At 57.3% G+C, this 25,731-nt stretch carries 23 protein-coding genes; 12 read left to right on the plus strand and 11 right to left on the minus strand.

Annotation, left to right across the window (positions count from 1 at the left end; all coding sequences use genetic code 11):
* Nucleotides 1-48: 48 nt before the first annotated feature.
* Complete coding sequence (locus tag ACWPM9_RS04865; protein ID WP_484756954.1) at nt 49-504, plus strand: hypothetical protein; 456 nt, start codon at nt 49-51, stop codon at nt 502-504.
* Here ACWPM9_RS04865 and ACWPM9_RS04870 read toward each other — a convergent pair.
* Nucleotides 501-1,265, minus strand: coding sequence for a gamma-glutamyl-gamma-aminobutyrate hydrolase family protein (locus ACWPM9_RS04870; protein ID WP_484756955.1), 765 nt, complete (start codon nt 1,263-1,265; stop codon nt 501-503). The two genes, ACWPM9_RS04865 and ACWPM9_RS04870, sit on opposite strands and share 4 nt — an antisense overlap.
* A 274-nt stretch (nt 1,266-1,539) precedes the next feature.
* Between ACWPM9_RS04870 and ACWPM9_RS04875 the strand changes: the two genes are divergently transcribed.
* Nucleotides 1,540-2,646, plus strand: a complete 1,107-nt coding sequence (locus tag ACWPM9_RS04875) for a TRAP transporter substrate-binding protein (RefSeq protein WP_428187818.1) — start codon at nt 1,540-1,542, stop codon at nt 2,644-2,646.
* Between the two features lie 138 nt (nt 2,647-2,784).
* On the opposite strand, the gene ACWPM9_RS04880 is transcribed toward ACWPM9_RS04875, so the two are convergent.
* Nucleotides 2,785-4,710 (minus strand): TRAP transporter large permease, encoded by a 1,926-nt coding sequence (locus ACWPM9_RS04880; RefSeq protein ID WP_484756956.1) that lies wholly within the window; start codon nt 4,708-4,710, stop codon nt 2,785-2,787.
* Between the two features lies 1 nt (nt 4,711).
* The gene (locus ACWPM9_RS04885) at nt 4,712-5,257 is read right to left on the minus strand and encodes a TRAP transporter small permease subunit (protein ID WP_428187820.1); all 546 of its coding nucleotides are present in this window, start codon (nt 5,255-5,257) and stop codon (nt 4,712-4,714) included.
* A 408-nt stretch (nt 5,258-5,665) separates the two neighbouring features.
* On the opposite strand from ACWPM9_RS04885, the gene ACWPM9_RS04890 reads away from it, so the two are divergent.
* The 3 genes from ACWPM9_RS04890 (at nt 5,666) to ACWPM9_RS04900 (ending at nt 9,271) form a co-directional block, all read left to right on the plus strand.
* The gene (locus ACWPM9_RS04890) at nt 5,666-7,969 is read left to right on the plus strand and encodes a putative bifunctional diguanylate cyclase/phosphodiesterase (protein WP_484756957.1); all 2,304 of its coding nucleotides are present in this window, start codon (nt 5,666-5,668) and stop codon (nt 7,967-7,969) included.
* Nucleotides 7,970-8,158: 189 nt separating this feature from the next.
* A complete protein-coding gene (locus ACWPM9_RS04895; protein ID WP_428187822.1) occupies nt 8,159-8,914 on the plus strand; it encodes an N-acyl amino acid synthase FeeM domain-containing protein in 756 nt (251 codons plus the stop codon).
* 132 nt (nt 8,915-9,046) lie between these two features.
* Nucleotides 9,047-9,271, plus strand: a complete 225-nt coding sequence (locus ACWPM9_RS04900; protein ID WP_428187823.1) for an aa3-type cytochrome c oxidase subunit IV — start codon at nt 9,047-9,049, stop codon at nt 9,269-9,271.
* Nucleotides 9,272-9,382: 111 nt separating this feature from the next.
* Here the strand turns inward: ACWPM9_RS04900 and ACWPM9_RS04905 are convergent, their stop codons facing one another.
* Together ACWPM9_RS04905 and rpsU are read right to left on the minus strand one after the other, a co-directional pair.
* Complete coding sequence (locus tag ACWPM9_RS04905) at nt 9,383-10,168, minus strand: tetratricopeptide repeat protein (RefSeq protein ID WP_428187991.1); 786 nt, start codon at nt 10,166-10,168, stop codon at nt 9,383-9,385.
* Between the two features lie 216 nt (nt 10,169-10,384).
* The gene (gene rpsU, locus ACWPM9_RS04910) at nt 10,385-10,612 is read right to left on the minus strand and encodes a 30S ribosomal protein S21 (protein WP_428187824.1); all 228 of its coding nucleotides are present in this window, start codon (nt 10,610-10,612) and stop codon (nt 10,385-10,387) included.
* Between the two features lie 325 nt (nt 10,613-10,937).
* On the opposite strand from rpsU, the gene ACWPM9_RS04915 reads away from it, so the two are divergent.
* The 4 genes from ACWPM9_RS04915 to ACWPM9_RS04930 are packed head-to-tail and all read left to right on the plus strand — an operon-like array spanning nt 10,938 to nt 16,059.
* Nucleotides 10,938-12,191 carry a sarcosine oxidase subunit beta family protein gene (locus tag ACWPM9_RS04915; RefSeq protein ID WP_428187825.1) on the plus strand — a complete coding sequence of 418 codons (1,254 nt, stop codon included), beginning with the start codon at nt 10,938-10,940 and terminating at the stop codon, nt 12,189-12,191.
* Between the two features lie 22 nt (nt 12,192-12,213).
* Nucleotides 12,214-12,534 (plus strand): sarcosine oxidase subunit delta, encoded by a 321-nt coding sequence (locus tag ACWPM9_RS04920; RefSeq protein WP_484756958.1) that lies wholly within the window; start codon nt 12,214-12,216, stop codon nt 12,532-12,534.
* Complete coding sequence (locus ACWPM9_RS04925) at nt 12,531-15,524, plus strand: sarcosine oxidase subunit alpha (RefSeq protein WP_484756959.1); 2,994 nt, start codon at nt 12,531-12,533, stop codon at nt 15,522-15,524. The genes ACWPM9_RS04920 and ACWPM9_RS04925 overlap by 4 nt, the downstream gene beginning before the upstream one ends.
* Nucleotides 15,517-16,059: a sarcosine oxidase subunit gamma gene (locus ACWPM9_RS04930; protein ID WP_484756960.1), complete on the plus strand. Its 543-nt coding sequence runs from the start codon at nt 15,517-15,519 to the stop codon at nt 16,057-16,059. The genes ACWPM9_RS04925 and ACWPM9_RS04930 overlap by 8 nt, the downstream gene beginning before the upstream one ends.
* 26 nt (nt 16,060-16,085) lie before the next feature.
* On the opposite strand, the gene ACWPM9_RS04935 is transcribed toward ACWPM9_RS04930, so the two are convergent.
* The 3 genes from ACWPM9_RS04935 to glgX form a co-directional block, all read right to left on the minus strand.
* The gene (locus ACWPM9_RS04935) at nt 16,086-17,144 is read right to left on the minus strand and encodes a DUF2332 domain-containing protein (protein ID WP_484756961.1); all 1,059 of its coding nucleotides are present in this window, start codon (nt 17,142-17,144) and stop codon (nt 16,086-16,088) included.
* Nucleotides 17,141-17,632 (minus strand): MaoC family dehydratase, encoded by a 492-nt coding sequence (locus ACWPM9_RS04940; protein WP_428187830.1) that lies wholly within the window; start codon nt 17,630-17,632, stop codon nt 17,141-17,143. Before ACWPM9_RS04940 ends, ACWPM9_RS04935 begins: the two co-directional genes overlap by 4 nt.
* A gap of 90 nt (nt 17,633-17,722) precedes the next feature.
* On the minus strand, nt 17,723-19,678 hold the full coding sequence (glgX, locus tag ACWPM9_RS04945) for a glycogen debranching protein GlgX (RefSeq protein ID WP_484756962.1): 1,956 nt from the start codon (nt 19,676-19,678) through the stop codon (nt 17,723-17,725).
* A gap of 191 nt (nt 19,679-19,869) precedes the next feature.
* Here glgX and ACWPM9_RS04950 point away from each other — a divergent pair, with 191 nt between their 5' ends.
* The 3 genes from ACWPM9_RS04950 to ACWPM9_RS04960 are packed head-to-tail and all read left to right on the plus strand — an operon-like array spanning nt 19,870 to nt 21,310.
* Nucleotides 19,870-20,472: a TetR/AcrR family transcriptional regulator gene (locus ACWPM9_RS04950; RefSeq protein ID WP_484756963.1), complete on the plus strand. Its 603-nt coding sequence runs from the start codon at nt 19,870-19,872 to the stop codon at nt 20,470-20,472.
* A 17-nt stretch (nt 20,473-20,489) separates the two neighbouring features.
* A complete protein-coding gene (locus ACWPM9_RS04955) occupies nt 20,490-20,933 on the plus strand; it encodes an SRPBCC family protein (protein ID WP_484756964.1) in 444 nt (147 codons plus the stop codon).
* A gap of 35 nt (nt 20,934-20,968) precedes the next feature.
* Nucleotides 20,969-21,310, plus strand: coding sequence for a YciI family protein (locus tag ACWPM9_RS04960; protein ID WP_484756965.1), 342 nt, complete (start codon nt 20,969-20,971; stop codon nt 21,308-21,310).
* 76 nt (nt 21,311-21,386) lie between these two features.
* Here ACWPM9_RS04960 and ACWPM9_RS04965 read toward each other — a convergent pair whose 3' ends face one another.
* From ACWPM9_RS04965 to glgC, 3 genes are read right to left on the minus strand one after another with little or no spacing between them, the layout of a single operon-like run.
* Nucleotides 21,387-23,018, minus strand: a complete 1,632-nt coding sequence (locus ACWPM9_RS04965) for an alpha-D-glucose phosphate-specific phosphoglucomutase (RefSeq protein WP_484756966.1) — start codon at nt 23,016-23,018, stop codon at nt 21,387-21,389.
* Between the two features lie 4 nt (nt 23,019-23,022).
* Nucleotides 23,023-24,462 carry a glycogen synthase GlgA gene (glgA, locus tag ACWPM9_RS04970; protein ID WP_428187836.1) on the minus strand — a complete coding sequence of 480 codons (1,440 nt, stop codon included), beginning with the start codon at nt 24,460-24,462 and terminating at the stop codon, nt 23,023-23,025.
* The gene (gene glgC / locus ACWPM9_RS04975; RefSeq protein ID WP_428187837.1) at nt 24,462-25,730 is read right to left on the minus strand and encodes a glucose-1-phosphate adenylyltransferase; all 1,269 of its coding nucleotides are present in this window, start codon (nt 25,728-25,730) and stop codon (nt 24,462-24,464) included. Before glgC ends, glgA begins: the two co-directional genes overlap by 1 nt.
* Between the last annotated feature and the right edge of the window lies 1 nt (nt 25,731).

Below are 25,731 nucleotides of genomic sequence, written 5' to 3' on the forward strand. Positions count from 1 at the left end.
CGGGGCGCATGCTTGCCTATCCTAATTCAGGGTATGCGAGGTGTTTGAATGAAAGCCCGCGTTATCGTAGCGGCAAGCAGTCTTTCGGCAGCGCTTGCTGCAGCCGTCGTTCTCGGCATTTGGACCTTTAATCCAACACCTGTAGCCGATCAGGATCTCGACCATCTGGTTTCCGCGTCGATCTCGCACGATGCAGACGTCAATCCGCGACCTGCGCCACCGGCCATGTTTTCCGTATCCAACCTCAAGAACCGCGCGGTCTGTCTGGCCGAACGCGGCGCAACACTCACCAGCCGCAGCCGCAGTTTCTGGGCACCTCCGGACTGCGATGACGTTTGGCCAGGCCTCTCCATGGCCGATAACTGGACACAGAACGAGGATGGCACCGTCACGATCACATCCAATAGTGGACATGTGGTGCTGACACTGGCACCCGGGGCCGGGTTTTCCTACGAGGCCCTCGATAATCCCGACGCAGATCTTGCCTGGATTATGCTGCCCTAGGCGTTTTCCAGCGCACGGTGTTTGACGTATTCGCGGACGGCATCGCCAAAGGCTTCGAACAGTGCGCGGGACGGCTTGTCAGTTTCCGCCCAGTATTCCGGATGCCATTGAACGCCGATGGCAAATCCCTTTGCATCCACAACAGAGACCGCCTCAATGGTGCCATCGTCGGCGACCGCCTCTACGGCGAGACGCGGTGCTGCCTTCCAGATGGCCTGCCTGTGCAGTGAGTTTACCATGACTTCGCCGGTCCCAAGATAGCGGGCGATACAGGAGCCCTCCTTGATCTGGATGGGCTGGCGAACAGCAAAGGCCTCGTCGCGAGAGACATCCTTGGGCTTGCGGTGATCCCAGATGCCCGGTTGGTCCTGAATTTCTGTCGCAAGCGTTCCGCCAAGCGCGACATTCAGTTCCTGAATGCCGCGGCAAATGGCGAGGACAGGGATGGCGCGTTCAAGTGCTCTTTGGATCAAAGGTATGGCCGTTGCATCGCGACCTGGATCAAAGGGGCCATCTATTTCGCTGGCTTCAACGCCATAAAGCGAGGGATGCACATTGGTTGCAGATCCGGAGACCAGCAGGCCATCCACACGGTCGAGAATAGCGTCGATGTCGTTGCCATTTTCGAAGGCTGGAACGATGAAGCTCATCACATCGGCAACCTTCAAGGCCGCGTTGACATACTGGTTTTGGGCAGCGTGCCAGCTTGTGCCGTCAAATTCACGAATATCGGCAGGAACGGCGATAATTGGCTTGGCCATGGAAGTCTCCGGAAACATGCGATGCAGGGGCAATTCTTGATGATATTCGGTGCAAAATGTCAACGTCGCGGCGCCAGAAGACAGCTTTGAGCGCATCAACAGCCTTCCGTAGCGTTAGTTAAGCAATCAACCCTTATATTGCTCCGCTTGAATTAGCAGGATTAATGCAACCCTTTCGCTTGAAAGCGCTTTGACAACATGGTTATCTCGATAGCATTGACGACCAGCCTACGGGAGACGGGCTGGCGCAACGATCTGATATGGGAGGTATTTTATGGATCGTCGTTCATTTATCAAAAAGGCTGGTGTCGCCAGCGCCGGAGCCGCGGCTTCGACTGTGCTGGCCGCACCGGCCATTGCGCAGGAAAATCCGAAAATCACCTGGCGTTTGACGTCGTCGTTCCCGAAAGCGCTTGATACGATTTTCGGCGCTGCCGATGATATCGCAGCGCATGTCTCGGCTGCGACCGGCGGAAACTTCACCATCCAGAACTTTGCCGGTGGCGAGATTGTTCCTGGCCTTCAGGCTGCGGATGCGGCGGCATCCGGTACAGTCGAAATGTGCCACACAGCGACCTATTATTACTGGGGCAAGGATCCGACCTATGCGCTTGGCACAGCTGTGCCGTTCGGTCTCAACGCACGCCTGCAGAATGCCTGGTTCTATGATGGCGGCGGTAATGATCTCATGAATGAGTTCTTCGCCACGCAGAACCTCTACGGCATGCCGGCTGGCAATACCGGCGCCCAGATGGGCGGTTGGTTCCGCAAGGAGATCAACAGGGTCGAAGATCTCAAGGGTCTGAAGATGCGTATCGGCGGGTTTGCCGGCAAGGTCATCGAAAAACTCGGTGCGGTCCCACAGCAGATCGCTGGCGGCGATATCTATCCGGCGCTGGAAAAGGGCACGATCGACGCCACCGAATGGGTTGGCCCTTATGACGATCAGAAGCTCGGCTTCTACAAGGTCGCCAAATACTACTATTATCCCGGTTGGTGGGAAGGTGGCGCCTGCCTCCATGCCATGGTCAATCTGGACAAGTGGAACGAACTGCCGAAGCATTATCAGGCAATCCTTCAGGACGCGTCTGCCTTCGCCAATATGAACATGCTGGCCAAGTACGACACGAGGAACCCGAAGGCGGTGAAGGAACTGGTTGCCGCCGGCGCCGTTCTTCGCCCGTTCAGCCAGGAGGTTCTATCGGCGTGCTACGACGCCTCCATGGAAACCTATGCGGAGATCAACGCATCCAATCCGGGCTTCAAGAAAATCTATGACAGCCAGCAGGCCTTCAAGAGAGACGCCTATCTCTGGATGCAGCTGCCTGACTACACTTTTGACACGTTCATGATGATGCAGCAGCGCGCAGGAAAGCTGTAAGCTGTCACAACCGTCTGATCGACTTTGTTCAAGGCCCCGGGGTTCGCTCCGGGGCCTTTTGCTTTGTTTGGCAGAACCGCCCACAAACGCAAAACGGCACCGTGAGGTGCCGCTTCGCGTGTGCCTGCATTGTCGGTGTTATTGAATGACTGGCGGTTGGCTGAGATCCATGGAGGGTGTCTGGCCGTTTGCTTTCGGTTCGTCCGGCTTTGGCGTTGCAGCGCCGCCAAGGTCGAGCGGTGGGAGTCCCAGTGTTGCAGGGGCGTCGCCGCTCGGTTGGGGGGCGGCATCCGTTCCAAGGTCAAGGGGCGGAAGACCGAATGCCGGTGGCTGATCCAGTCCATTGGAGGTGCCGTTCGAACCCGGAGGTGTCAGGCCGAAATTCGGGCCGTCGTTGCCACCGGTGCCCATGGACGGCAGATTGATGCCGCCATTGTTCTCCTGTCCGAAGCCCGGAATCTGAATATTGATGCTATCGGGATCCACCGTCGGCAGGTCATCCTTGTAGCGCGTCACCAGACCCGGGAACGCAATCACCACCATGATGACGATGAACTGGATGATGATATAGGGCACCACGCCTTTGTAGATCTGTAGCGTTTTAACGCCTTCCATCATCTGGCCTGTCACCTGGTCCTTCCACGTTCCAGCAGGTGTGATGGAACGCAGATAGAAAAGCGAGAAGCCGAAGGGCGGCGTCAGGAAGGATGTCTGCAGGTTGATGCCCAGGATAACGCCGAACCATATCAGGTCGATGCCGAGCGTTTGCGCCACAGGCGCCAGCAGCGGTATCATGATGAAGGCGATTTCGAAGAAATCGAGGAAGCAGCCGAGAATGAAGACAATGATCGTGACGACGATCAGGAACCCATATTCGCCACCGGGCAATGCCAGCAACAGCTCCTCGATCCAGACATTGCCGTTGATGCCGTAGAATGTCAGGCCGAAGACACGGGCGCCGATCAGGATCATCATCACGAAGGCGGAGAGCTTGGTGGTGGCGTCGAGCGCGTTTTTCAGCGTCGCGATAGAAAGCCGGCCTTTCATGGCCGCCATGACCAAGGCGCCGGTCGCACCCATGGCGCCACCTTCGGTTGGGGTGGCAATGCCGAGGAAGATGGTGCCGAGGACGAGGAAGATCAGCGCCAATGGCGGGATCAGCACAATGATCACCTGCTGCGCCAGGCGCGAGATGATGTTGAGGCCGAAAATACTGTTTGCCAGCGCCACGAGGTAGACAACCAATACTGCGAAGACAAGGGCTGCGACCAGTTGCCAATCCGGCGACTGGATGCCTGTAAAGAGCATATTGTGGCCAAGGAAATAAAGCGCGATGACGATGGCGATCATCACGATCAATGACGTGACGCCATCGCCCAGCGTGCGCGCCTCACGGGGCAGGGCCGGGGCCCATTGCGGGCGCAGCATCGACACGCCGAAAACGTACAGGCAGTAGGCGACAATGATGAGCATCGCCGGATAGAGCGCGCCGACATACATGTCGCCAACGGAACGGCCGAGCTGGTCGGCCATCACGATCAGCACCAATGAGGGGGGAACGATCTGCGCCAGTGTGCCTGAGGCCGCGATAGTACCGGCAACGAAGGGCCGGTTATAGCCGTAGCGCAGCATGATCGGCATGGAGATGAGACCCATGGCCATGACCGACGCGGCAACAACGCCGGTAGTGGCACCAAGCAGGGCACCGACCAGGACGACGGCATAGGCGAGGCCACCGCGTATGGGCCCGAACAACTGACCGATTGTATCCAGCAAGTCTTCCGCCATGCGCGATCGCTCAAGGATCAAGCCCATGAAGGTGAAGAACGGGATCGCCAGCAACGTGTCATTATACATGATGCCGTAGATGCGTTCCGGGTGGGATTGCAGCAAAGGCCAGAAAAGACGGATCTCCGGCGATATGGAGGAGAGTTCCACCCCAATTGCAAAATAGATCAGACCGCCTGCTGCCAATGTGAAGGCCACGGGGTAGCCGAGCAAGAGCATCAGCATCACGCTGGAGAACATGATCGGCGCGAGGTTGTGGGCGATGAAATCGATCATGTCACTGTCCCTCGGTCTCGACCGCTGCCGTTGCCGGATCTTCCATGTAACCGAAGACGATGGCCGCGCGCTTGATAATCTCCGAAACGGCCTGGGCGCTGAGAAGTATGAAACCTATCAAGACTGCTGCCTTTGCAGGCCATATGATCAAGCCGCCGGCATTGGTGGAGACTTCGCCTGAGTTGAAGGATAGCCAAAACCAGGGCCATGCGAGCCATGTCATCAAAAAGGCAAAGGGCACGAGGAACAGGATGTGGAGTACCAGATCCACTCTGTCACGTGTCTGCTTGGACCAGGAGCCGGAAACGATGTCGATACGGATATGCTCGTTGCGCAGGAGAGTATATGCGGCGGCCAACATGAAGACCGTGCCGTACAGATACCATTGGAGTTCCAGCCAGGCATTCGACGACACATCGAAGAGCTTTCGCGAGACTGCATTTCCGGCGCTGATCAGTACAGCAGCCAGAAGCAACCAGGAAACAGATCTTCCGATCGCTCCGTTGATCGCGTCTATCAGTCGGCTCACTGACAATAAAAGACCCATGTTTTTCCCTCCGACAGGCGCTTGTGCATAGAGCAAGGCCCGTTTTGGCGCAACAAGCCTTTTGTCTGAGGGGCTAGGCTGTTAACCCGGCCTTAACCGCTTCGCCGTTTATGCAGCGCTCTTTCGCACTTTGTTAAAGAGGAATTGGTGTCTTAGCCTGCATTGATAGTGGCGAAGTGTCAGAACGAGGCAGTTGGTTGAAGATTATTGCTGATCATTCGTTGATGGTCTCTGAGCCGAAGCGTGCCCGTCTGCCGGTGCGGCAACTTCGGGCGCGTCATTGCGCGCCTGCCACTGACCGTCTTGGCGAGGCTGGTTCTGCGCAAAAGCCGTGGGATACTGTTTTGAAAGTGAGTAGGCATTTCAGTGCCTTGTGCTCCGGCTTCATTCGAGCACGGGGAGCGAGCAATGCCGATTAGTAGCACCAGCCGTGCGCCGAAGGACGTTTATCTTTCCTTCGTGAGCTCGCTGTTCGGCAATCGCAGCACTCTGCTGACGGGTGTGTTTGTGCACATCCTGACCTATCTGGCTGTGTTCCATAAAACCGGCGATTTGTATTTCATCTTCCTGTCCTTTGCTTTTGCAACTGTTTTTGTCTACCGCATCCTCGGTTTTACCCGTTTCGTGCAGTTGAATAAGACCGACTGGTCTCTTTCGGATATCCGGCGGTGGGAAATACGGTATGTCACCGGCGCGGCCTCAACAGCGGCAATTCTGGGCATCGGTTGCGGTTATTCGATTCTTGTCTATGACGACACGTTTGTCGAACTGGCCTGTATTGCAGTCACCATGGCCTCAATGGTCTCTGTTGTAGGTCGTAACTATGGTTCGCGACTGGCGGTGAATCTGCAGAGCCTTGGCTGTTGTCTGCCGATTATTGTCTGTTCACTGTTTTCCAATGACCCGTACAAGGTTTTGCTGTCTGTAATGCTTGTGCCCTTCGTGCTGACCACGCAGGCCATGGCGACCGGAGTGCGCGAATTTCTCTATGAGAATGTGATCGCATCGCGACAGATGCGGAAGATTGCGGATAGCTTCGATACCGCCCTCAACAATATGACGCATGGTCTGATCATGCTGGATACGGAGAACCGCATCCAGGTGATCAACAACAGGGCATGCAACCTCCTTCATCTCGGTGATCGTCGACGCCTGATCAATTGCGACCTCGATGTCGTCATGCGCTATGGTGTGCGTCACAGTTCGGTGGATGGGGTAATGCCGGAGGATATCCAGCGGCAATTACGACAGTTGATCGACGGTACGCTGTCTCGTGCCGTGATGAATTTCTCCGACGAGCTGATCCTGGAATTTTCAGCCAACCGGCGCCCTGAGGGCGGCGTGGTTCTGATTTTCGAGGATGTCAGTGCGCGCGTGCGAGCCGACCGGAAAATCCTGCACATGGTGCGCTTCGATACGCTGACGGGGCTGCCCCAGCGTAATTATTTTTCCGAGGTCGTTCAGTCGCGCATTGCCCAAGCGCGGCCGGCGACCGATGTCGGTTTTATTGTGCTTGATGTCGATGAGTTCAAGCATGTCAATGATATGAAGGGACATCATACCGGCGACCGATTGCTGGTGGCAATTGCCAAACGTTTGGCAGAAATCGTCGAGGACGAGACCGAAGTGGCGGGTCACCTTGTCGGTGATCAGTTTATGGTCTTCGTCGAGGCGACCGGCGGAATTGCCGTTCTGGATGCGCGAATGCGAACGATCCATGGCGCGATCAGCGGAGCCTATGAGGTCGATGGTACCACCTTCAACATATCCTTCAGTGCGGGCTGCATGATTGCGACACTTGATGAATTGCAGGTGGACGAGTGGTTGATCAAGGTCGATCTGGCGCTGTTTGAATCAAAATCGCGTGGCAATGGCAGCTTCACCGTGTTCGCCGAGGAAATGGATGCGCGCTATGTCGAGCGCCAGCGGCTCAAGGAGGATCTTCGAGAGGCGGTGGAGAGCGGTGGACTGCACGCCGTCTATCAGCCTATGTATCTTCCGGATGGTTCTCGTCTGGAAACCTGCGAGGCCCTGTCTCGATGGATCCACCCCACGAAGGGGAGTATTCCGCCGAATATCTTTATCCAGATTGCCGAGGAAATGGGTATTGCGCCCATGATCACCCGCTTCATGATCCGCCAGGCCTGCCGTGATTGTGCAACCTGGCCTGAACATGTTTCGGTGTCCGTCAATCTGTCTGCGCATGATCTGCAAGACAATTCAATTGTCACTGTGGTCCTGGAAGCTTTGGCCGATGCAGGCATCAGCGCCTCTCGCCTTCATCTTGAAGTGACCGAGAACAGTCTGATCAAGGAACTCGCAACTGTCCGCCATATTCTCGACGAACTGCGAAGCTTCGGCATTACGATCTCTATCGACGATTTCGGCACGGGCTTTTCAAGCCTTAGCTATCTGGATGTCCTGCCCGCGGATGTGATCAAGATCGATCGGTCTTTCGTCCGGGATATTTCCAAGAATGCCCGCAGGCTCAAACTTCTCAGAGGTATCGTCAATCTTGCGCGCCAGTTGGACCTGAAGATTGTTGTCGAGGGCGTCGAAGATACCGAGCAACTTGCTTTGATTATCAAGCATAAATGTGCGGATCTGATACAGGGCTATGTCTATTCCATGCCTGTTTCGAGTGAAGATATTCTCGAGCGCATGGTTGCTGGCGCTCCAAAGGGCACTGGCGGTCACAAAAGCGTCGCCTGAAGTGCCTTGTCCAAAAACACTTTCTGTAAACTGACTGTGTTGATGTGGTAAATTAGTATTCATCGATTAACATTCTGTTAACCTTAATGAAAGGTAAACGCAATCCCCCAAATTCTTGGAGGTGCTACGCTGGTGGCCGCATGATAATTATGGTTACTGTTTCCTTAATTTTGGCGGGACCTTTTCCCTATGAGTGCTGCGTCTAACGAAAGTTTCCCCGATCGATTGCTGAAGCTGTTGGATCACATCGAATATAGGCGCATCGATAGTAGCGAAGATTTTAGTGACATCGAGCGACTACGCTATAAGGCTTACAAGGCTGCAGATGTGCTCCCTGTTGGTTCGCAGAGTCTCATCGATGACGTCGACTTCGATAAAAATGCCTATGTTTTCGGAGTTTACTATTTCGAAGAATTGGTCAGCACGATCAGGCTCCATTATGTAACACCGGACCATCGTGTTTCTCAGTCCGCAGGCGTCTTCCCTGATGTGATGGATGAAATGCTTGGGGCAGGGCTGACCCTGATCGATCCGGCGCGATTCGCGGCAGATCCCCAGGTCGCAGCCGAACTGCCGGTTATTCCCTACATAACCTTGCGTCCGAGCATCGTCGCTGCGGCGTATTTCAAAGCCGACCGGGTGTTGCAGCATGTGCGTCCCCCGCATGCCGCATTTTACAAGCGCGTCTTTTATGCCGACACTCTTGTCGAACGTCGCATGACGGAGATCTATGGACTGGAGTTGACGCTGATGTCGACAAACACCCATACCGTCGGCAGCAAGCTTTTGAAACGTTATCCGTTTTTCGATTCCGGCTCGCATGAACGGCGGCTGATGTTCGGGCGGACGGAAGAGCGCTCTTCGCCGAGCCTCACCGTGTTGCCTTCGGCGCGCCTGGTTGCGTCAGGGGCAATTGTTGGAGCGCAGGCCGGCATAGACTATTGATCGGCTGACTTGACGTGGACCTTATTGCTTCGGCAAGATCCTTTGTGTATTCGAATGATAGAGGGCGGTAGAGCCGCGTCTTTTAGAATTCGCGTCCGGACAAGACGGCCGGCCATCTGAGGAGAGTTGACCATGAGCGAACATCATAGCGGACCTGTCGAAACCGGCGCAAAGATGGACTATTCCGAACACGAGAAAACCTACGACAGCTTCATCAATGCCACGAAGTATGGCACAGCGATCCTTGTCGCGCTGATGATCGCAATGGCTGCCGGGTTCTTCACGGCCGCAGGCTTCTTTGGCGGTCTGATTGCGTTCATCGTGCTGAGCGTCGTCGGCGTGATCATGCTGCGCTAGGAACTGCTCCGGGAAACCGAATTTTCTGGTAGAATGTCTAACGGCCCGCTTCAGAACTGAAGCGGGCCGTTTTTATATCATCGATTTGAGAGGTTCGTTGCAGGCCTGCGATCAGCCGCGGGTTCTTGCCAATCCGGCTGCAGCTGGGCTGTATTTGGGGTCGAGGCCCAGCGCGTGTCTGTAGGACTTGGCGGCCAGTGCCGTTTCGCCGCGACGCTCATAAACCAGCGCCTGGTTGGCCCAGGATTCTGCGACCTTCGGATCCAGCTCAATGGCATGGTTGAAGTCGGCAAAAGCATTTTCGTCGTCGTTCAGGGCAACGTAGGAAACGCCACGGCCATTATAGGGTTCCGGCGACGTTGGTGAAAGTGAGATCGCCTTGGAGAAGTCCTCAATCGCTTGCGCGTGCTGTCCGCGCAGCTGATAAATCAGGCCGCGATTGTGATAGGCGCGTCCATCGGTCGTCCCGAGCTGGATCGCACGGTTGAAGTCACCGAAGGCTTCGTCGTTTCGACCGGCCTGACGGTAGATATTGCCGCGGCCAATATAGGCCACGTCGTAATTGGGGTTGAGCTTCAGCGCTGCACTGTAGTCGCTTGCTGCTTCCACGGGCTTGCCCATGTTGCGGTAGACCAGGGCGCGGTTGGCATAAGCCTGATAGAAGCGCGGATTGATCTGTAGAGCGGTGTTGAAGTCATTCAGCGCGTTGCGGAAGTCACCGGCGCGGCCATAGGCGGAGCCACGCACATTGTAGCCTTCGGGATCGCGCGGGCTGGCGTTGATCACCGAGGTCAGCGAGGCAATGTTTTCTTCAGTCCCCTGCTGGCGGTCGAGGCGGATCACGTCATCCGACTGCGGCACTGTCGTGCATCCGGAAATGACAAGTGCTGCGAGCATTGTCAAAACCAGACCATTGGCGCGGGGGCGAGTGAGTAATGTCGTTGCATGCATCGGCGAAGAACTCGTCGTCATCAGTGCCATATTGGGGGGCGTTTCCGGTTTCGTATCCATGCCATCTCGGCAGTCATACGTGCATAAGTCAATAGAAAAGGGCGGAGGCGACTGCTTCGCCTCCGCCCTTAGATCATTGGAAAGAGTCTAAAAAACGACCGATCAATGGGCCGGACGGCTTACGCTCACGAGGCCTTCACGCTGTGCGCGCTTGCGGGCCAGCTTGCGAACGCGGCGAACGGCTTCTGCCTTCTCGCGGGCGCGCTTTTCGGAGGGCTTCTCGTAGTAGTCGCGCATCTTCATTTCACGGAAGATGCCCTCGCGCTGCATTTTCTTCTTGAGAGCGCGAAGCGCCTGATCAACGTTGTTGTCGCGGACTAGTACCTGCACGTTGTAATCCCGTTCCTTTGGTTTTTAGAGTTAAGATCCGTTGACGCAGCAAGGTGTCCGCGGAATAGCACATCCGTATCGCACGGTGCTAATCCGGGCGATTTGGCAGGCGAATATCAGATCGTGTCGTCAAAGTCCATATGCCGCAGGGGCTGTAGCGCATAAAAATTTTTCGTTCTTCTTCGATTTTTTCGTGGTGTCGAAAGTCAGCTGTCTGTGCGTCGCAAAAGGGACTTCGCGTGCAGCATTGATTTGCGAGTGGTAAGGTCATAGGCAATGCTTGCATGCGGCCCGACGGGCGGAACCACAGGAGTTTACAAGGCAAATGCGCAAATATTCCGTTTTTGCCGTGGCGCGTGAAGCGCTGCGCGGTCACAAGGGTTGGGGGGCGCAGTGGTCCTCGCCCGAGCCGCGATCCGCCTATGATGTCATTATCATCGGTGGTGGTGGCCATGGCCTGGGCGCCGCTTACTATCTCGCCAAAGAGCACGGCATCACCAATGTCGCTGTGATCGAGAAGGGCTGGATCGGAGGCGGCAATACCGGGCGCAACACCACCATCATTCGCTCGAATTATCTCTATGAAGAGAGCATGGACATCTACGAGCACTCGCTGAAGCTGTGGGAAGGCTTGAGCCAGGATCTCAACTATAACGTCATGTATTCGCCGCGTGGCGTGATGATGCTGTCGCACAACGTGCATGACCAGCAATCGTTCAAGCGGCATGTCAATGCAAACCGCCTCTACGGTATCGACAATGAATGGTTGTCGCCTGAACAGGCCAAGGCCTTTTGTCCGCCGCTCGATATCGCCAAATCCGCCCGCTACCCGATCAATGGCGCGGCCCTGCAGCGCCGTGGTGGCACAGCCCGGCACGATGCGGTGGCCTGGGGTTATGCCCGCGCGGCATCCGATCGCGGCGTGCACATTATCCAGAATTGCGAAGTGAAGGGGATCACCCGCGGTGCAAACGGCGAAGTCACCGGCGTCGAAACCTCGCGGGGTTTCATCGGGGCCAAGAAAATCGCTGTGTCGGCATCCGGTCATAATTCGGTGATCGCGGAGATGGCCGGTGTGAAGCTGCCGCTACATTCAAACCCTTTGCAGGCGCTGGTGTCCGAGCCGTTGAAGCCGATCTTCCCCTGCGTGGTCATGTCCAACACCGTGCATGCCTATATCTCCCAGTCAGACAAGGGCGAGTTGGTCATCGGTGCGGGTACCGACCAGTACACATCTTACTCTCAGACGGGTGGCTTGCAGATCATTACGCATACGCTTGATGCGATCTGCGAGTTGTTCCCGATCTTCCGGCGCACCAAGATGATGCGTCAATGGGGCGGTATCACCGACAATACGCCAGACCGTTCGGCGATCCAGAGCGTGACACCGGTTCCGAATTTCTTCGTCAATGCCGGCTGGGGTACGGGTGGCTTCAAGGCGACGCCGGGTTCGGCGCATCTCTTTGCGCATCTCATCGCCCGGGGCGAACCGCACAAGTTGGCCGAAGGTCTGACCTTGAAGCGGTTCGAGACCGGCCGCCTGATCGACGAGGCGGCAGCTGCCGCCGTGGCGCACTGATTACTCAAAGGATTGAACATCAATGTTCCTGATTAGATGTCCCTATTGCGAAGAAGAGCGCTCGGAACTCGAATTCCGTGGTGCCGGTGAAGCCCATATCGCTCGCCCGCAGAATATCGCCGATATCACGGACGCCGAGTTTGCCGATTATTTCTTCATGCGCGAAAACCCGAAAGGGCTGATCTTCGAGCGCTGGCGGCATATTCATGGCTGTGGCCGATTCTTCAATGCCGCGCGCGATACCGTGAGCGACAAAATTTACATGACCTACAAGGCCGGTGAGCCGCAACCCGATGCCGAAATGCTGACGGCAGCAGGCGTACCCGCGGGAGCTATTCGATGAGCGCGTCCAATCGTATTCCCGGCAAGGGCCGTCTGACGCCCGCCCGCACCGCACGCTTTAACTACGATGGCGTCAGCTATACTGCGATCGAAGGCGATACCGTTGCTTCCGCGCTTCTGGCCAATGGCATTCATCTCGCCGGTCGCTCCTTCAAATATCATCGTCCTCGCGGCATTCTGACGGCCGGTCCGGAAGAGCCCAATGCGCTTCTCGACATTTCGCGTGACAGTGCCCGTCGTCAGCCGAATGTGCGGGCGACCGTTCAAGAAGTCTTCGACGGCATGACGGCCCAGTCGCAGAACCGCTGGCCTTCTCTGGCCTATGACATCGGCGGTATCAACGATCTGTTTTCGCCATTCTTTGCCGCCGGCTTCTACTACAAGACCTTTATGTGGCCGAAGGCCGCCTGGCATGCGCTTTACGAGCCCTTTATCCGCCGCGCGGCGGGTCTGGGTGTTGCGCCGACGGAAGCTGATCCGGATCACTACGACAATCGCTATGCCCATTGTGACGTGCTCGTTGTCGGTGCCGGCGCTGCCGGTCTGGCTGCTGCCCTTTCTGCAGCGGAAGCGGGCGCCAAGGTAATCCTTTGCGATGAACAGCCCGAAGTTGGTGGTGCATTGCATTTCGATACCGGCGCGAAGATCGAGGGTGTCAATGGTTATGACTGGGCGCAGGCGACGGCTTCGCGGTTGTCCGAAATGGACAATGTCACCCTGCTGAACCGCACTACGGCTTTCGGCTACTACAACCACAATTTCGTGGCGCTGGCCGAGCGTGTAACCGATCATCTGGCCAATCCCGGCCGCAATATGCCGCGTGAGCGGCTGTGGCAGGTTCGTGCCAAGCAGGTGATCATGGCAACCGGCTCGATCGAGCGCCATATGGTATTTGCCAATAATGACCGCCCGGGCATCATGCTTGCCTCTGCCGGACGCACCTATCTCAACCATTTCGGGGTTGCTGTCGGTGCCAAGGTCGGCATCTACACCGCTCATGACTCGGCGTACGAAGCGGCCTTCGATCTGAAGAACGCCGGTGTATCCGTTCCCGCAATCGTCGACTGCCGTGCGAACCCGGGTGATGCCGTTCTGGCGAAAGCCAAGGCACTCGGCATCGAGGTTCTGACATCGCACCATATTACCGACACCTCCGGGCGCCTTCGGGTCAAGTCGGTGACGGTCAAGGCCAATGGCGGTGGCTCCGCTCGCAAGATCGAGGTGGATGCCCTTCTGGTCTCGGCTGGATGGACACCGTCGGTGCATCTGTTCTCGCAATCGCGGGGCAAGCTGAAATTCGACAAGGCAAAGGACCGTTTCCTGCCGGACGTCTATGCGCAGAACGGTATCTGCGTCGGTTCTTGCAACGGAACGGACGACCTTCAGGCTATGCTGGACGAAGCATCCATTGCTGGCCTCAATCTGGCCAAGGAGGCCGGAACCAAGGGCAAGAAGCCGTCGAATATTCGGGGTGAGAATGCGTTTGACTGGACGGGCGGCATGATCGGTGCTGCAGAAGGCGCCGGACCGGAGACCTCGGTCAAGGCCTTTATCGACTTCCAGCATGATGTCTGCGCCAAGGATATTCGCCTTGCTGTGCGCGAAGGCATGCATTCCATCGAGCACATCAAGCGATTCACCACAAACGGCATGGCGTCTGACCAGGGCAAGCTTTCCAACATGCATGGTCTGGCGATTGCCGCTGAAATGCTTGGCAAGGAAATCCCCAATGTGGGGCTGACGACATTCCGGGCACCCTATACGCCCGTCACTTTCGGTACGCTCATCAACCATTCCCGTGGCGAGTTGTTCGATCCTGCGCGCAAGACGGCAATGCACCAGGTCGAAGTTGCCAATGGTGCGGAGTTTGAGGATGTCGGCAACTGGAAGCGTGCCTGGTATTACCCCCGTCCTGGCGAGGACATGCATCAGGCCGTCAACCGCGAGTGCAAGACCGTTCGCGACGTAGCCGGTGTGTTCGATGCCTCCACGCTTGGCAAGATCGAGGTTGTCGGTCCTGACGCTGCAAAGTTCCTGAACCTGCTCTATACCAATGCCTGGGATACGCTGAAGCCCGGTCGTTGCCGCTACGGCATCATGACCCGCGAAGACGGCTTCATCTATGATGACGGCGTTGTCGGGCGCATGGCCGAGGATCGTTTCCATGTGACCACCACCACCGGCGGCGCGCCACGCGTGCTGCAACACATGGAAGACTATCTGCAGACCGAGTTTCCGGATCTGAAGGTATGGCTGACCTCGACCACCGAACAATGGGCTGTCATCGCCGTTCAGGGACCGAAGGCGCGCGAGATCATCGAGCCTTTCGTTGAAGGCATCGATATCTCCAACGAAGCCTTCCCGCATATGAGCGTGGCTGAGGGCAAGTTCTGTGGTGTGCCGACGCGGCTGTTCCGCATGTCGTTTACCGGCGAACTTGGCTTTGAAATCAATGTGCCTGCCGATTACGGTGCGTCTGTTCTCGAAGCTGTCTGGGCGCGTGCCAAGGACATGGGGGCTTGCCTTTATGGCACCGAGACCATGCATGTGCTGCGCGCTGAAAAGGGCTATATCATTGTCGGTCAGGATACGGACGGCACGCTTACGCCGCACGATGCCGGGCTGTCATGGGCCGTGTCGAAGAAGAAGACGGATTTCGTCGGTATCCGCGGCCTCAAGCGTCCGGATATCGTGCGTGAAGGCCGCAAGCAGCTTGTTGGTCTGATCGTCAAGGAAGGCAGCAATGTGCTGGAAGAGGGTGCGCAGATCGTTGCCGATCCGAACCAGCCGAAGCCGATGACCATGCTTGGTCATGTAACATCGTCCTATTGGTCGGAAAATCTCGGCAAGCCGATCGCGCTTGCGATGGTGGCCGGCGGACAGACCCGCATGGGCCAGACGCTTTTCGTGCCGATGGCCGACAAGACAATCGCGGTCGAAGTGACCGATATGGTGTTCTACGACAAGGAAGGGGGGCGCATTCATGGCTGATGCAATGGAAGCGGTACGCAAGCCTGTGCTTCAGGGCAAGCGCGGTGGATCGTCAACGGTGCGCCTGACCCCGGCTGAGCCGGCGGGCCGGGTTTCTCTGAGGGCAGGGGCGGATGCAATTGCCGGGCTTTCCAAGTCTCTCGGCATCAAGCTGCCGGTCAAGCCGAAGAGTTCGGTTGCAGCCAAGGGGCGTATTGCGCTCTGGCTCGGTCCCGATGAGTGGCTGTTGATTGACGAGAAGGGCGGCGACCTGATGGCCGATTGCGCCGCATCGGGGACTGTTCATTCGGCAACGGATGTCTCTCACCGCAATACGGCGATTATCGCATCCGGTCCCGGTGCTGAGGCGACCATCAATGCGGGCTGCCCGCAGGATCTGTCGCTTTCGGTCTTTCCGGTGGGCGCTGCCTCGCGCACCATTCTCGCCAAGATCGAAGTGGTGCTCTACCGCGTCGATGAGGAAACGTTCCGCGTCGAATGCTGGCGGTCGTTTGCCGATTATGCGTTCGGGCTCCTCGCCGAAGGCGCGCATTGATTAATTGCGAGTGATGCTGGCCGTTGCTAAGCCGACGGCCAGCCTTTCCAGTTGACCCAGCGGCCATGGAAATCGGCTCGGCCGATCTCGTGGCGCTCGCCTGTTGGCCAGATTTGCAGCGTCAGTGCTGCGCCATCCGTCTTTCCATCCGCTTCCATCTGCAACCGCGCCAATGGTGCGTCGGTCGTTGCTTTTTTACCGGCTGCTGCGATGAGCGCTTCACCTTTGGCTTTCAGCGCATCCGGCAGATATTGCCAGGCGATGGTGTGGTAGATCACGTGGGTGACGCCGGTATGCTGTTGCGACAGGCGCCGTTTGAGCCAGTCGATCGCGTCTGCGCGATCCACGACGACATTGTTTGCAACGGCAATTTCCAATGCATGGCGTGTCCGCTCCAAACGATCGGCCTGATCGGCCCAGATATAGGACATGAGCCGAAGGCGATCTTCCGCGGATGCGGGATTGAGAGGGTTGAGATCGCAACCGGCTCTGTTCGTGACGCTCAGTTTCGCATTCGGCACTGGCTGTCCCTGCCAATCAGGTGCCAACGACACTGTCGATGTCCCGCCCCAGGTCGTGGACCCGAATGTGTAGGCATATTTGTCCCAGTTGAGATTGAGGCCAGCGCTGGCGCCGACTTCCGAGAGCATTAGCGGCTTGGCCGTCAGCTGCGCAATTGTGAGGAAGCCTGGCAAGAGGGCAGCGGATCGGCGCACCTCGTTGGTCTGGGGTGCCGACGTCAGACGGTCCAGTATGAAGGCTTGATGGTCAATGAAGGCGGCCTTCACCGATGCCCAGAGCATCGCATCCTCTGCGGCCTTTGGTGGATAGATGTCGGCCAATGCCGCGCTTTGACCGGAGAGCACGAGCGCATGCAGCGAGCCTGCAAGGCGAAGTGCCAGGGCATCACCGGTCGCCGTTGCGTTGCCGGGCCAGGGGAGAATGCGTTCTTCGACTGCGGTATCGGCGCGCATGTGCTTTGCTGCCAAGCGGCACAATCTGGCGGTGAATGCGGAGCCCAGATCCTCGCAGCTTTTGGCTTGTTTCAGGAAAGCCTGCCGCACATCGGTTTCGGTGGAGGTCATGGCTTGGCGTCAGGCCTGTCCTTCGGGTCGAACTGGATGATGGTAATCCAGTTGGCGGTGAGCGCCGGCTTGCGTTCCCCTTCAATCTCGATGGAGACCTCATAGGTGGTCATGAGCATGCCGGCACCGCGAAAGCGTGCCTCCGCCAGCACGAAATGGCCGCGGATGCGCTTGCCCGTCCTGACCGGCGACATGAAGCGGACTTTGTCGAAACCGTAATTGATGCCCATGGTCTGCTCGCGGATCGTCGGCAGGCAGTTGAAGTTCATGGTCGACAACAGGGAAATCGTCAAAAAGCCATGGGCAATCGTGCCGCCGAAGGGCGTTTCAGCCGCAGCGCGCACGGGATCAGTGTGAATGAACTGATGATCGTCGGTCGCGTCGGCAAAGGCGTCGATCCGTTTCTGATCGACTGTCATCCAATCCGAAACGCCTACTTCCTGTCCAACGAAGCCTTCGACTTCGGCCAAGGAGATTTCACGCGGCATGCTACCTCACAATTGTTCGAACGTATTCTTATTGAATAGGCATGGCAGACGGTCGTTAACATCGTCATCCACGTAAAGGGCAATATTTAGTCAGTGCTGGACAAGGAATACGACGCTTCGAGGATCCATTTCCAGTGCGGTCGGCGTTGCACCCGTTGATGCAATTTGCCATTCAGCTGTGCCGGACATGGGAAGCTCCACTCGATGCATATCATCGCTTCTATTGAAAATGACTGCAAGTCGTGTGTCTTTATCCGACATCGCGTCATGGGTCTTTAGCACCATGGCAAACCCGGCGGTGTCAGGCTGCTCCCAATCGGAGACGGACATTGGCTGACCGTCGAGCGTCAGCCACTCCACATCGTGATCGGTTAAAAGCCTGGTGTCTGAGAATACCGAGAAGCGCCGGCGCATGGTCTGGAGACTGGCGGTGAGGTCTATGAGTTCCGCATCCATGGTTTCCCAATCAAGCCAGGTGATTTCATTGTCCTGGCAATAGGCGTTGTTATTGCCCTGTTGGGTGCGCCCTCCCTCATCGCCTGCGGTCAGCATGATTGCGCCACGGCTGGCAAAGAGTGTCGACAGGAGCGCCATGATATCGCGCTTGCGGCGGCTGGCTATTTCAGCGTCCTCGTTGGGACCCTCTGCGCCATTGTTCCAGGAGAGGTTCTCATTGTGGCCGTCGCGATTGTCTTCGCCATTCCGCTCATTGTGCTTGTGGGCAAAGGAGACGATGTCCATCAGCGTGAACCCGTCATGGGCGGCGATAAAATTGACCGAGCGTGTCTGGGTGCCTTCATGGCGGGAGAAAATATCGGAAGAGCCTGCAAGCGCCGTCGCCATGGCTCCGGTCATGTGGTGGTCGCAGCGCCAGAATTTGCGGATCGTGTCGCGGGCCTGATCATTCCACTCGAGGAAAGGTTCGGGGAAATTGCCGAGTTGGTAGCCACCGGGGCCTATATCCCATGGTTCGGCAATCAGGATGCGATCGCACAGCACCTCGTCCGAGGTGATTGCCCGCAGGGTCTCGGCATGCCGGTCGAAGCCATGCGCGGTTCGGCCCAGCACGGGACCAAGATCAAAACGGAAACCGTCAATTCCGGCATTCAAGACGAAGTGGCGCAGACTGTCGACGATCAAACTGCGGATATAGGGGTGATCGCAGGCGAGTGTGTTGCCGGTGCCGGTGTCATTGATCAGTACGCCCGCATTGTCGGCTTGGTGACGGTAACTGCTGATATTGCTCAGGCCCCGCAGCGACAGGGTCGGACCCAGGACATCGCTTTCGCCGGTGTGATTGAAGACAAGATCAAGAATGACGCCGATGCCGGCATTGTGCAGGGCTGAAACGGTATCGCGCAACTCCTTCACACCGCCCGGCGCAAGGCGCGGATCAAGCGCCATCATCGCGACCGGATTATAGCCCCAGGCATTTGTGAGGCCGAGCGCTGGCAGATGGCGTTCGTCGATCCAGGCGGTGATGGGCAGCAGTTCGACTGCATCGACGCCGATCTTCTGCAAGTGTGCGATCACCGCCGGGTGAGCCAGGGCCGCAATCGTGCCGCGCTGTTTGACCGGCACCTGAGGATGTAACTGCGTGAAGGCTTTTACCGAGAGTTCATAAATGAAGCCGCCGCTTTTGAATTTCGGGGCAGATTGCTTTACCGGCCGGTCTTTGCCAACGATCGTTCTGGGAACGAGGTCGGCCGTATCCTCGCCAAAGACGGCAAGCCGTCCGTCATAGGTGAAGGCACGGTCCAGTTCCTTCGCATAGGGATCGATGAGAAGCTTCGCCGGATCGAACCAGAAGCCATTTTCTGGCTCATAGCGTCCATAAGCGCGAAAGCCGTAGCGCTGGCCTTTGCCAACCTTGTCGACATGCAGGTGATGATTGCCGTCATCACCGCGGATCATTTCAAGCCGATCTGTTTCCGTCTTTCCGTCACGGTCGAAGAGGCAGAGTTCTATCCTATCGGCGTGATCTGACCACACGGAAAAATCAGTGCCTGATGCTGTCGGCGTTGCGCCTGAAACTGTGGATGTCATGGCTTCTTTTCGCGCAGGTAAGGATTGCGAATCTGTCCCGGTTTCAGTGTGCCGGATAAGACGCGACTGGGCGAGCGATAGTTTGATGACGCTTGCGATCGCGGGGGCGAAATCATCGTTTCAAAACTATCGATTGACACCATACCAACTGGTTGGTTTATTATCGCATAAGTTGGAGCGAGGAGATCCGCATGTCCGAGACCATTCATCCTTCCCGATTGAAATTGATCGAGGCAGCACTCGGCCTCGTCCGCGAAAAGGGCTATGCTGCCACCACCGTCGACGATATCTGCGCGCGCTCCGGTGTCAGTAAAGGCAGCTTTTTTCATCACTTCAAAAGCAAGGAAGAACTGGTCATCGGCACTGTCGATTTCTGGAACCGGTTTACCGGCGAGATCTTCGTCTCTGCGCCCTACCGGTCGATGACCGATCCGCGCGCGCGTCTGCTCGCCTATGTCGATTTTCGCCTCGATATCCTGGACCGGGACGTGTCCGAATTCACCTGTCTGCTGGGTACTTTGGTGCAGGAGACCTATCAGACGCATCCCGCGATCCGCGTTGCATGCGATGATGGCATGTCGGGGCATATCGCATTTCTGGTCGAGGACGTTGCTGCCGCCAAGGCGCTCTATGCGCCTGATGCCGACTGGACGCCTGAGAGCGTCGGCTACTTCATCCAGTCGGTGCTGCAAGGTGCCTTCATTTTTGCCAAGGCCAAAAATGGCGCTGATCAGGCACGCGACAGCCTGCGGCATCTGAAGGCCTATCTTGAATATATTTTGCCACAACCGTAACCATCAGGGAGCTTGTCATGCCGCATACCATTCGCATTCACCGTGTGCTCCGCGCACCGCCGGAGAAGGTCTATCGTGCATTTCTGGATGGCGACGCCCAGTGCAAATGGGTCCCGCCTTATGGCTTTATCGGCAAGATGCATCATCTGGAGGCGAAAGTTGGCGGGACGTTCAAGATGTCCTTCACCAACTTCACCACCCAGCACTCGCACACATTCGGCGGAACCTATCTGGAGCTCATCGAAAACGCGTTGATCCGTTACACCGATGTCTTCGACGACCCCAATCTGAAAGGCGAGATCGTGGTGACAGTGACGCTGAAGCCGGTCTTTTGCGGGACGGATCTGACCATCGTTCAGGAGGGCGTCCCGGAGGTTATTCCCGAAGCGGCTTGCTACCTCGGTTGGCAGGAGTCCATGACGCAATTGGCGCATCTGGTCGAGCCGGACATCCAACAGTAAAGCCGTAGCGAGCGACATTCCGAGGAGGACAACGCATGTCACAGTATCTCGTCGCCATACATTTTCCGGATGATTACGATCCCTTGGCGTCAGAGGACGAAGCGATGTCCCGCGACATCGACAGGCTCAACGACGAAATGGTCGCAGCTGGTGCACGCATCTTCGCTGGCGGCCTGACATCGGCAAGCGAGGCCAGGTCTCTCACTGCACAGTCTGATGGGGAAGTGCTGGTCACCGAAGCGGCCTATCTGCACACAAGCGAGCATATGGGCGGCTTCTGGATCCTCGAAGCCCAGTCCATGGACGAAGCCTTGGCCTGGGGCCGCAAGGCCGTGATCGCCTGCCGAACACCGGTCGAGGTGCGCGCATTTCACTGATCAGTTCGTATCAGACGAGAAACGGGTACAGGAAGGTCAACCTCCGGCACCCGGGCCAAGCGTTAGCCTGTCATGATCAGGTGATGACGGTCGGTGCGTCGAAACCGGTGCGGCTCTTGATATCGGCCAATGTTTCGGCCGCTGCAATCAGATCCGCAAGGGCCGTCTGGGTTTCGATGTCGTGTCGGTCGGGATCTGGCTCGTAGCGCTCGATATAGACACGCAGTGTCGCGCCAGAGGTGCCTGTGCCGGACAGTCGGAAGACCACGCGGGAGCCGCCTTCGAAGAGGATGCGGATACCCTGGTTCTTCGATACGGATTCGTCGACCGGATCGTGATAGGCGAAATCGTCTGCCTCGGCGACCACGAGATCGCCGACCCTGGTGCCGGGAAGCGTGGCCAGACGTTCGCGAAGCGAACCCATCAAACCATTGGCGCGATCCGTTTCCACACCTTCATAATCGTGGCGGGAATAGTAGTTGCGGCCATAGGTCGCCCAGTGCTTGCGCACGATGTCTTCGACGCTTTCGCCGCGACCTGCCAGAATGTTTAGCCAGAGCAGGACGGCCCAGAGACCGTCTTTTTCGCGGACATGGTTCGAGCCGGTGCCGGCACTTTCCTCGCCGCAAATGGTCACCTTGTCGGCATCCAGAAGATTGCCAAAGAATTTCCAGCCGGTCGGGGTCTCGTACATGCCGATACCGAGCTTTTCCGCCACCCGGTCTGCGGCCGCACTGGTCGGCATGGAGCGGGCAATGCCGGTGATGCCGCCCGCATATCCGGGCGCGAGCGTAATATTGGCCGCCAGCAATGCCAGGCTGTCGGAGGGGGTAACGAATATCCCCTTGCCGATGATCAGATTGCGGTCGCCATCACCATCGGAGGCGGCGCCAAAATCGGGTGCATCATCGCCCGACATCATCAGGTCATAGAGTTCCTTGGCATGGACCAAATTCGGGTCCGGATGGTGGCCGCCAAAATCGGGCAATGGCGTGCCGTTGCGAACCGTTCCCTTGGGCGCACCGAGGCGATTTTCCAGAATTTCGGTCGCATAGGGGCCGGTAACCGCGCTCATGGCATCAAACACCATTCGGAATCCGAGACCGAACATGCCACGGATGGCGGCGAAGTCGAACAATTGCTCCATCAGTTCGGCGTAGTCAGCAACGGGATCGATCACCTCGACCGTCATGCCGGCGAGTTCTGTCTCGCCAATATCGTCAAGATTAACCTCGTCTGCCTCTGCGATCTTGTAACTGTCGATCACCTTGGAACGTTCGTAAATCGCATCCGTGATGCGCTCGGATGCCGGGCCGCCATTGCTGGCGTTATACTTGATGCCGAAATCTTCGTTCGGGCCGCCGGGATTGTGGCTGGCCGAAAGAATGATGCCGCCGAAAGCCTTGTATTTACGAATGATGTTGGAGGCTGCAGGCGTCGATAAAATGCCGCCCTGTCCAACCATGACCTTGCCGAACCCGTTGGCGGCCGCCATGCGGATAGCGATCTGGATGACCTCGCGGTTGAAATAGCGGCCATCGCCACCGATCACCAGCGTCTTGCCGGCAAAACCTTCCAGTGAATCGAAGATCGACTGGATGAAGTTTTCGGCATAATTCTCCTGCTGGAACACAGGTACCTTCTTGCGCAGGCCCGAGGTGCCGGGCTTCTGGTCAGCATAAGGTTTGGTGGCAACAGAGTTTTTCATTGTATTACTGGCCTTTCGCAACGAGGCTTGTGTAGAGGTCGTGATAGCGCGCGGCGCTTCGACCCCAGGACACATCCGATTTCATGCCCTGTTTCTGCATCTGAGCCCAAATCTTGTCCTCACCATGAAGGCGCATCGTGCGGCGCAGCGCCTGACGCAGTCCATCTGCGCTCACATTGCCGAATTGAACGCCGGTTGCAACGCCGGCAGACAATGCGGCCTCATTGGCATCGACCACGGTGTCATTCAGTCCGCCGGTGCGTGCAACAACCGGAATACATCCGTAGCGAAGGGCGTAAAGCTGGGTCAGGCCGCAGGGTTCGAAACGGGAGGGTATGAGGATCGCATCCGATCCTGCCTGCATCAGGTGAGAGAGAGGTTCGTTATAGCCGATGGTCATGCCAATCCGGCCAGGATGGCGGGCGGCGGCTTCGGACAGTGCGCCTTCCAGGCCTGCATCGCCGGTGCCCAGAATGGCCAGTTTGCCGCCCATGGCGACAAGGTCGTCTGCGACGTCCGCCAGAAGATCCATGCCCTTTTGCCATGTCAGCCGCGAGATCACGCAAAAGATCGGGCTGTCATCAGCGTCGAGACCCATACGGTTGCTCAACGCCTTGCGGTTCTGGGCGCGTTTGCGTGCCGAAGAGGCAGTAAAATTGGCAGCGATCAGCGGATCAGCGCCGGGATCCCAGACGGAGGTGTCGATGCCGTTGGCAATGCCGAACAGATCGCCGGCGCGGCTGGCAATCACACCTTCAAGGCCCATGCCAAATTGCGGAATGAGGATTTCCTCGGCATAAGAAGGGCTGACGGTGCTGAGCGCATGGGCCGTCATCAGACCGCCTTTGAGGAAACTCATGCTGCCATAATATTCGAGCGCTTCCGAATAGGCGTGGGTTGGCAGTTCAAGCTGCGGAAACAGGTCTGCGGAGAACTGACCCTGAAAGGCGATGTTGTGGATGGTGATCAGGCTTGGCACTTCCGGCGCTTCGGCATAGCGCATGAAGACAGGCGTCATTGCAGCCTGCCAGTCATGCACGTGAACAACGTCCGGGCGCCAGCCGGGAAGGGCACCTGCCGCGATTTTTGCACCGGCCAGTGACAGCGCGGCGAAACGCTTCCAGTTGTCGGTATAGTCTTTGCCGCTACCGTCCACGTAAGGTCCGCCCGGCTTGTCGTAAAAGGCGGGGATATGCAAAAGCAGCATATCCAAGCCTTCATGCTTTACTTCGAGAATTGTCGCCTTTTCGCCGAATAATACGCCCAGCGGGAGCTTCTTTCGGGTTTTGCCGACCGCCGCCAGAACAGACGGATAGGCCGGCAGCAGTGTGCGGGTCGTGACACCATGCGCACCCAGTGCCAGGGGCAGCGCACCTGTCACATCCGCAAGCCCACCGGTTTTGATCAGAGGGTAGAGTTCCGAGGCGACGGACAGAACATTCATCAGGTCGTCATTTCCAGTTTGTCGATCATGGCTTGGGTGATGAGGCAGATGCCGTTTTCGGAGCGGCGGAAACGCTTGGCATCCATTTCCGGATCCTCGCCCACGATCAGTCCTTCGGGAATGACCACGCCATGGTCGATCACGACATTGGTCAGTCGCGCATGGCGTCCGACGAGAACCTTGGGCAGGATGACCGCGCCTTCGAGCCTGGAATAGGAATTGGCGCGCACACCGGTGAAGAGCAGGCTCTTGTAGAGGGACGAACCGGAAATGATGCAATCGCCCGATACCAGCGAGGATATCGCCGAGCCACGCCGGCCTTCGTCGTCATGGACGAACTTCGCCGGCGGATTGATCTCCGCATAGGTCCAGATGGGCCACGACTTGTCGTAGATATCGAGTTCCGGAACGATATCCGTCAGGTCGATATTGGCCTGCCAATAGGCGTCGATCGTACCTACGTCGCGCCAATAGGGCTCACGCTCGAAATCGGACCGCACGCAGGACTGGGCGAAGCGGTGCGCCACTGCCTTGCCATTCTTGACGATGTGCGGAATGAGATCCTTTCCGAAGTCACGGCTGGAATTGGGGTCGGCTGCATCCTCGCGAAGGATTTCCATCAGGAACTTGGTGTGGAAGACGTAGATGCCCATGGAGGCCAGGGCAAATTCCTCGTTTCCGGGAATGCCCGGCGGATCGGCGGGTTTCTCGACGAAGTCGATGATTTCGTCTTTCTCGTTGACATGCATGACGCCGAAGCCGGTCGCTTCCATACGCGGCACTTCCATGCAGCCGACGGTCACATCGGCACCGGAATCGACGTGCTGCTGAAGCATCAGCTCGTAGTCCATCTTGTAGATATGGTCACCGGCCAGGATCACCATATATTCCGGGCCATAAGGCTCGATGATGTCGATGTTCTGGTAAACGGCGTCGGCGGTACCTTCATACCACTGCGTCTCCGACACACGCTGGGAGGCCGGCAGGATGTCGAAACTCTCGTTACGCTCCGGCCTGAAGAAGTTCCAGCCGTGCTGCAGATGGCGGATCAGGGAATGCGCCTTGTACTGGGTGGCGACACCAATGCGGCGAATACCGGAATTCATGGCATTGGAAAGGGCAAAATCGATAATGCGGGCCTTGCCGCCAAAATAGACGGCGGGTTTTGCGCGCCGGTCTGTCAGTTCTTTCAGGCGGCTCCCCCGTCCGCCTGCAAGAACATAGGCCATGGCATCACGGGCCAGCGGCTGGATCCTTCGTTCCGACATT

Source organism: Agrobacterium sp. H141, assembly GCF_057158725.1.

Excerpts from the sequence above, each read along its gene's own strand:
- ACWPM9_RS04920 (WP_484756958.1), top strand. The coding sequence starts at position 12,214 with ATGTTCCTGATTAGATGTCCCTATTGCGAAGAAGAGCGCTCGGAACTC.
- ACWPM9_RS04960 (WP_484756965.1), top strand. The coding sequence starts at position 20,969 with ATGTCACAGTATCTCGTCGCCATACATTTTCCGGATGATTACGATCCC.
- ACWPM9_RS04950 (WP_484756963.1), top strand. The coding sequence starts at position 19,870 with ATGTCCGAGACCATTCATCCTTCCCGATTGAAATTGATCGAGGCAGCA.
- ACWPM9_RS04925 (WP_484756959.1), top strand. The coding sequence starts at position 12,531 with ATGAGCGCGTCCAATCGTATTCCCGGCAAGGGCCGTCTGACGCCCGCC.
- ACWPM9_RS04940 (WP_428187830.1), bottom strand. The coding sequence starts at position 17,632 with ATGCCGCGTGAAATCTCCTTGGCCGAAGTCGAAGGCTTCGTTGGACAG.
- glgC (WP_428187837.1), bottom strand. The coding sequence starts at position 25,730 with ATGTCGGAACGAAGGATCCAGCCGCTGGCCCGTGATGCCATGGCCTAT.
- ACWPM9_RS04875 (WP_428187818.1), top strand. The coding sequence starts at position 1,540 with ATGGATCGTCGTTCATTTATCAAAAAGGCTGGTGTCGCCAGCGCCGGA.
- ACWPM9_RS04895 (WP_428187822.1), top strand. The coding sequence starts at position 8,159 with ATGAGTGCTGCGTCTAACGAAAGTTTCCCCGATCGATTGCTGAAGCTG.
- glgX (WP_484756962.1), bottom strand. The coding sequence starts at position 19,678 with ATGACATCCACAGTTTCAGGCGCAACGCCGACAGCATCAGGCACTGAT.
- ACWPM9_RS04865 (WP_484756954.1), top strand. The coding sequence starts at position 49 with ATGAAAGCCCGCGTTATCGTAGCGGCAAGCAGTCTTTCGGCAGCGCTT.
- ACWPM9_RS04930 (WP_484756960.1), top strand. The coding sequence starts at position 15,517 with ATGGCTGATGCAATGGAAGCGGTACGCAAGCCTGTGCTTCAGGGCAAG.
- ACWPM9_RS04905 (WP_428187991.1), bottom strand. The coding sequence starts at position 10,168 with ATGCTCGCAGCACTTGTCATTTCCGGATGCACGACAGTGCCGCAGTCG.
- ACWPM9_RS04870 (WP_484756955.1), bottom strand. The coding sequence starts at position 1,265 with ATGGCCAAGCCAATTATCGCCGTTCCTGCCGATATTCGTGAATTTGAC.
- ACWPM9_RS04915 (WP_428187825.1), top strand. The coding sequence starts at position 10,938 with ATGCGCAAATATTCCGTTTTTGCCGTGGCGCGTGAAGCGCTGCGCGGT.
- ACWPM9_RS04885 (WP_428187820.1), bottom strand. The coding sequence starts at position 5,257 with ATGGGTCTTTTATTGTCAGTGAGCCGACTGATAGACGCGATCAACGGA.
- ACWPM9_RS04880 (WP_484756956.1), bottom strand. The coding sequence starts at position 4,710 with ATGATCGATTTCATCGCCCACAACCTCGCGCCGATCATGTTCTCCAGC.
- ACWPM9_RS04935 (WP_484756961.1), bottom strand. The coding sequence starts at position 17,144 with ATGACCTCCACCGAAACCGATGTGCGGCAGGCTTTCCTGAAACAAGCC.
- ACWPM9_RS04955 (WP_484756964.1), top strand. The coding sequence starts at position 20,490 with ATGCCGCATACCATTCGCATTCACCGTGTGCTCCGCGCACCGCCGGAG.
- ACWPM9_RS04890 (WP_484756957.1), top strand. The coding sequence starts at position 5,666 with ATGCCGATTAGTAGCACCAGCCGTGCGCCGAAGGACGTTTATCTTTCC.
- ACWPM9_RS04965 (WP_484756966.1), bottom strand. The coding sequence starts at position 23,018 with ATGAAAAACTCTGTTGCCACCAAACCTTATGCTGACCAGAAGCCCGGC.
- glgA (WP_428187836.1), bottom strand. The coding sequence starts at position 24,462 with ATGAATGTTCTGTCCGTCGCCTCGGAACTCTACCCTCTGATCAAAACC.
- ACWPM9_RS04900 (WP_428187823.1), top strand. The coding sequence starts at position 9,047 with ATGAGCGAACATCATAGCGGACCTGTCGAAACCGGCGCAAAGATGGAC.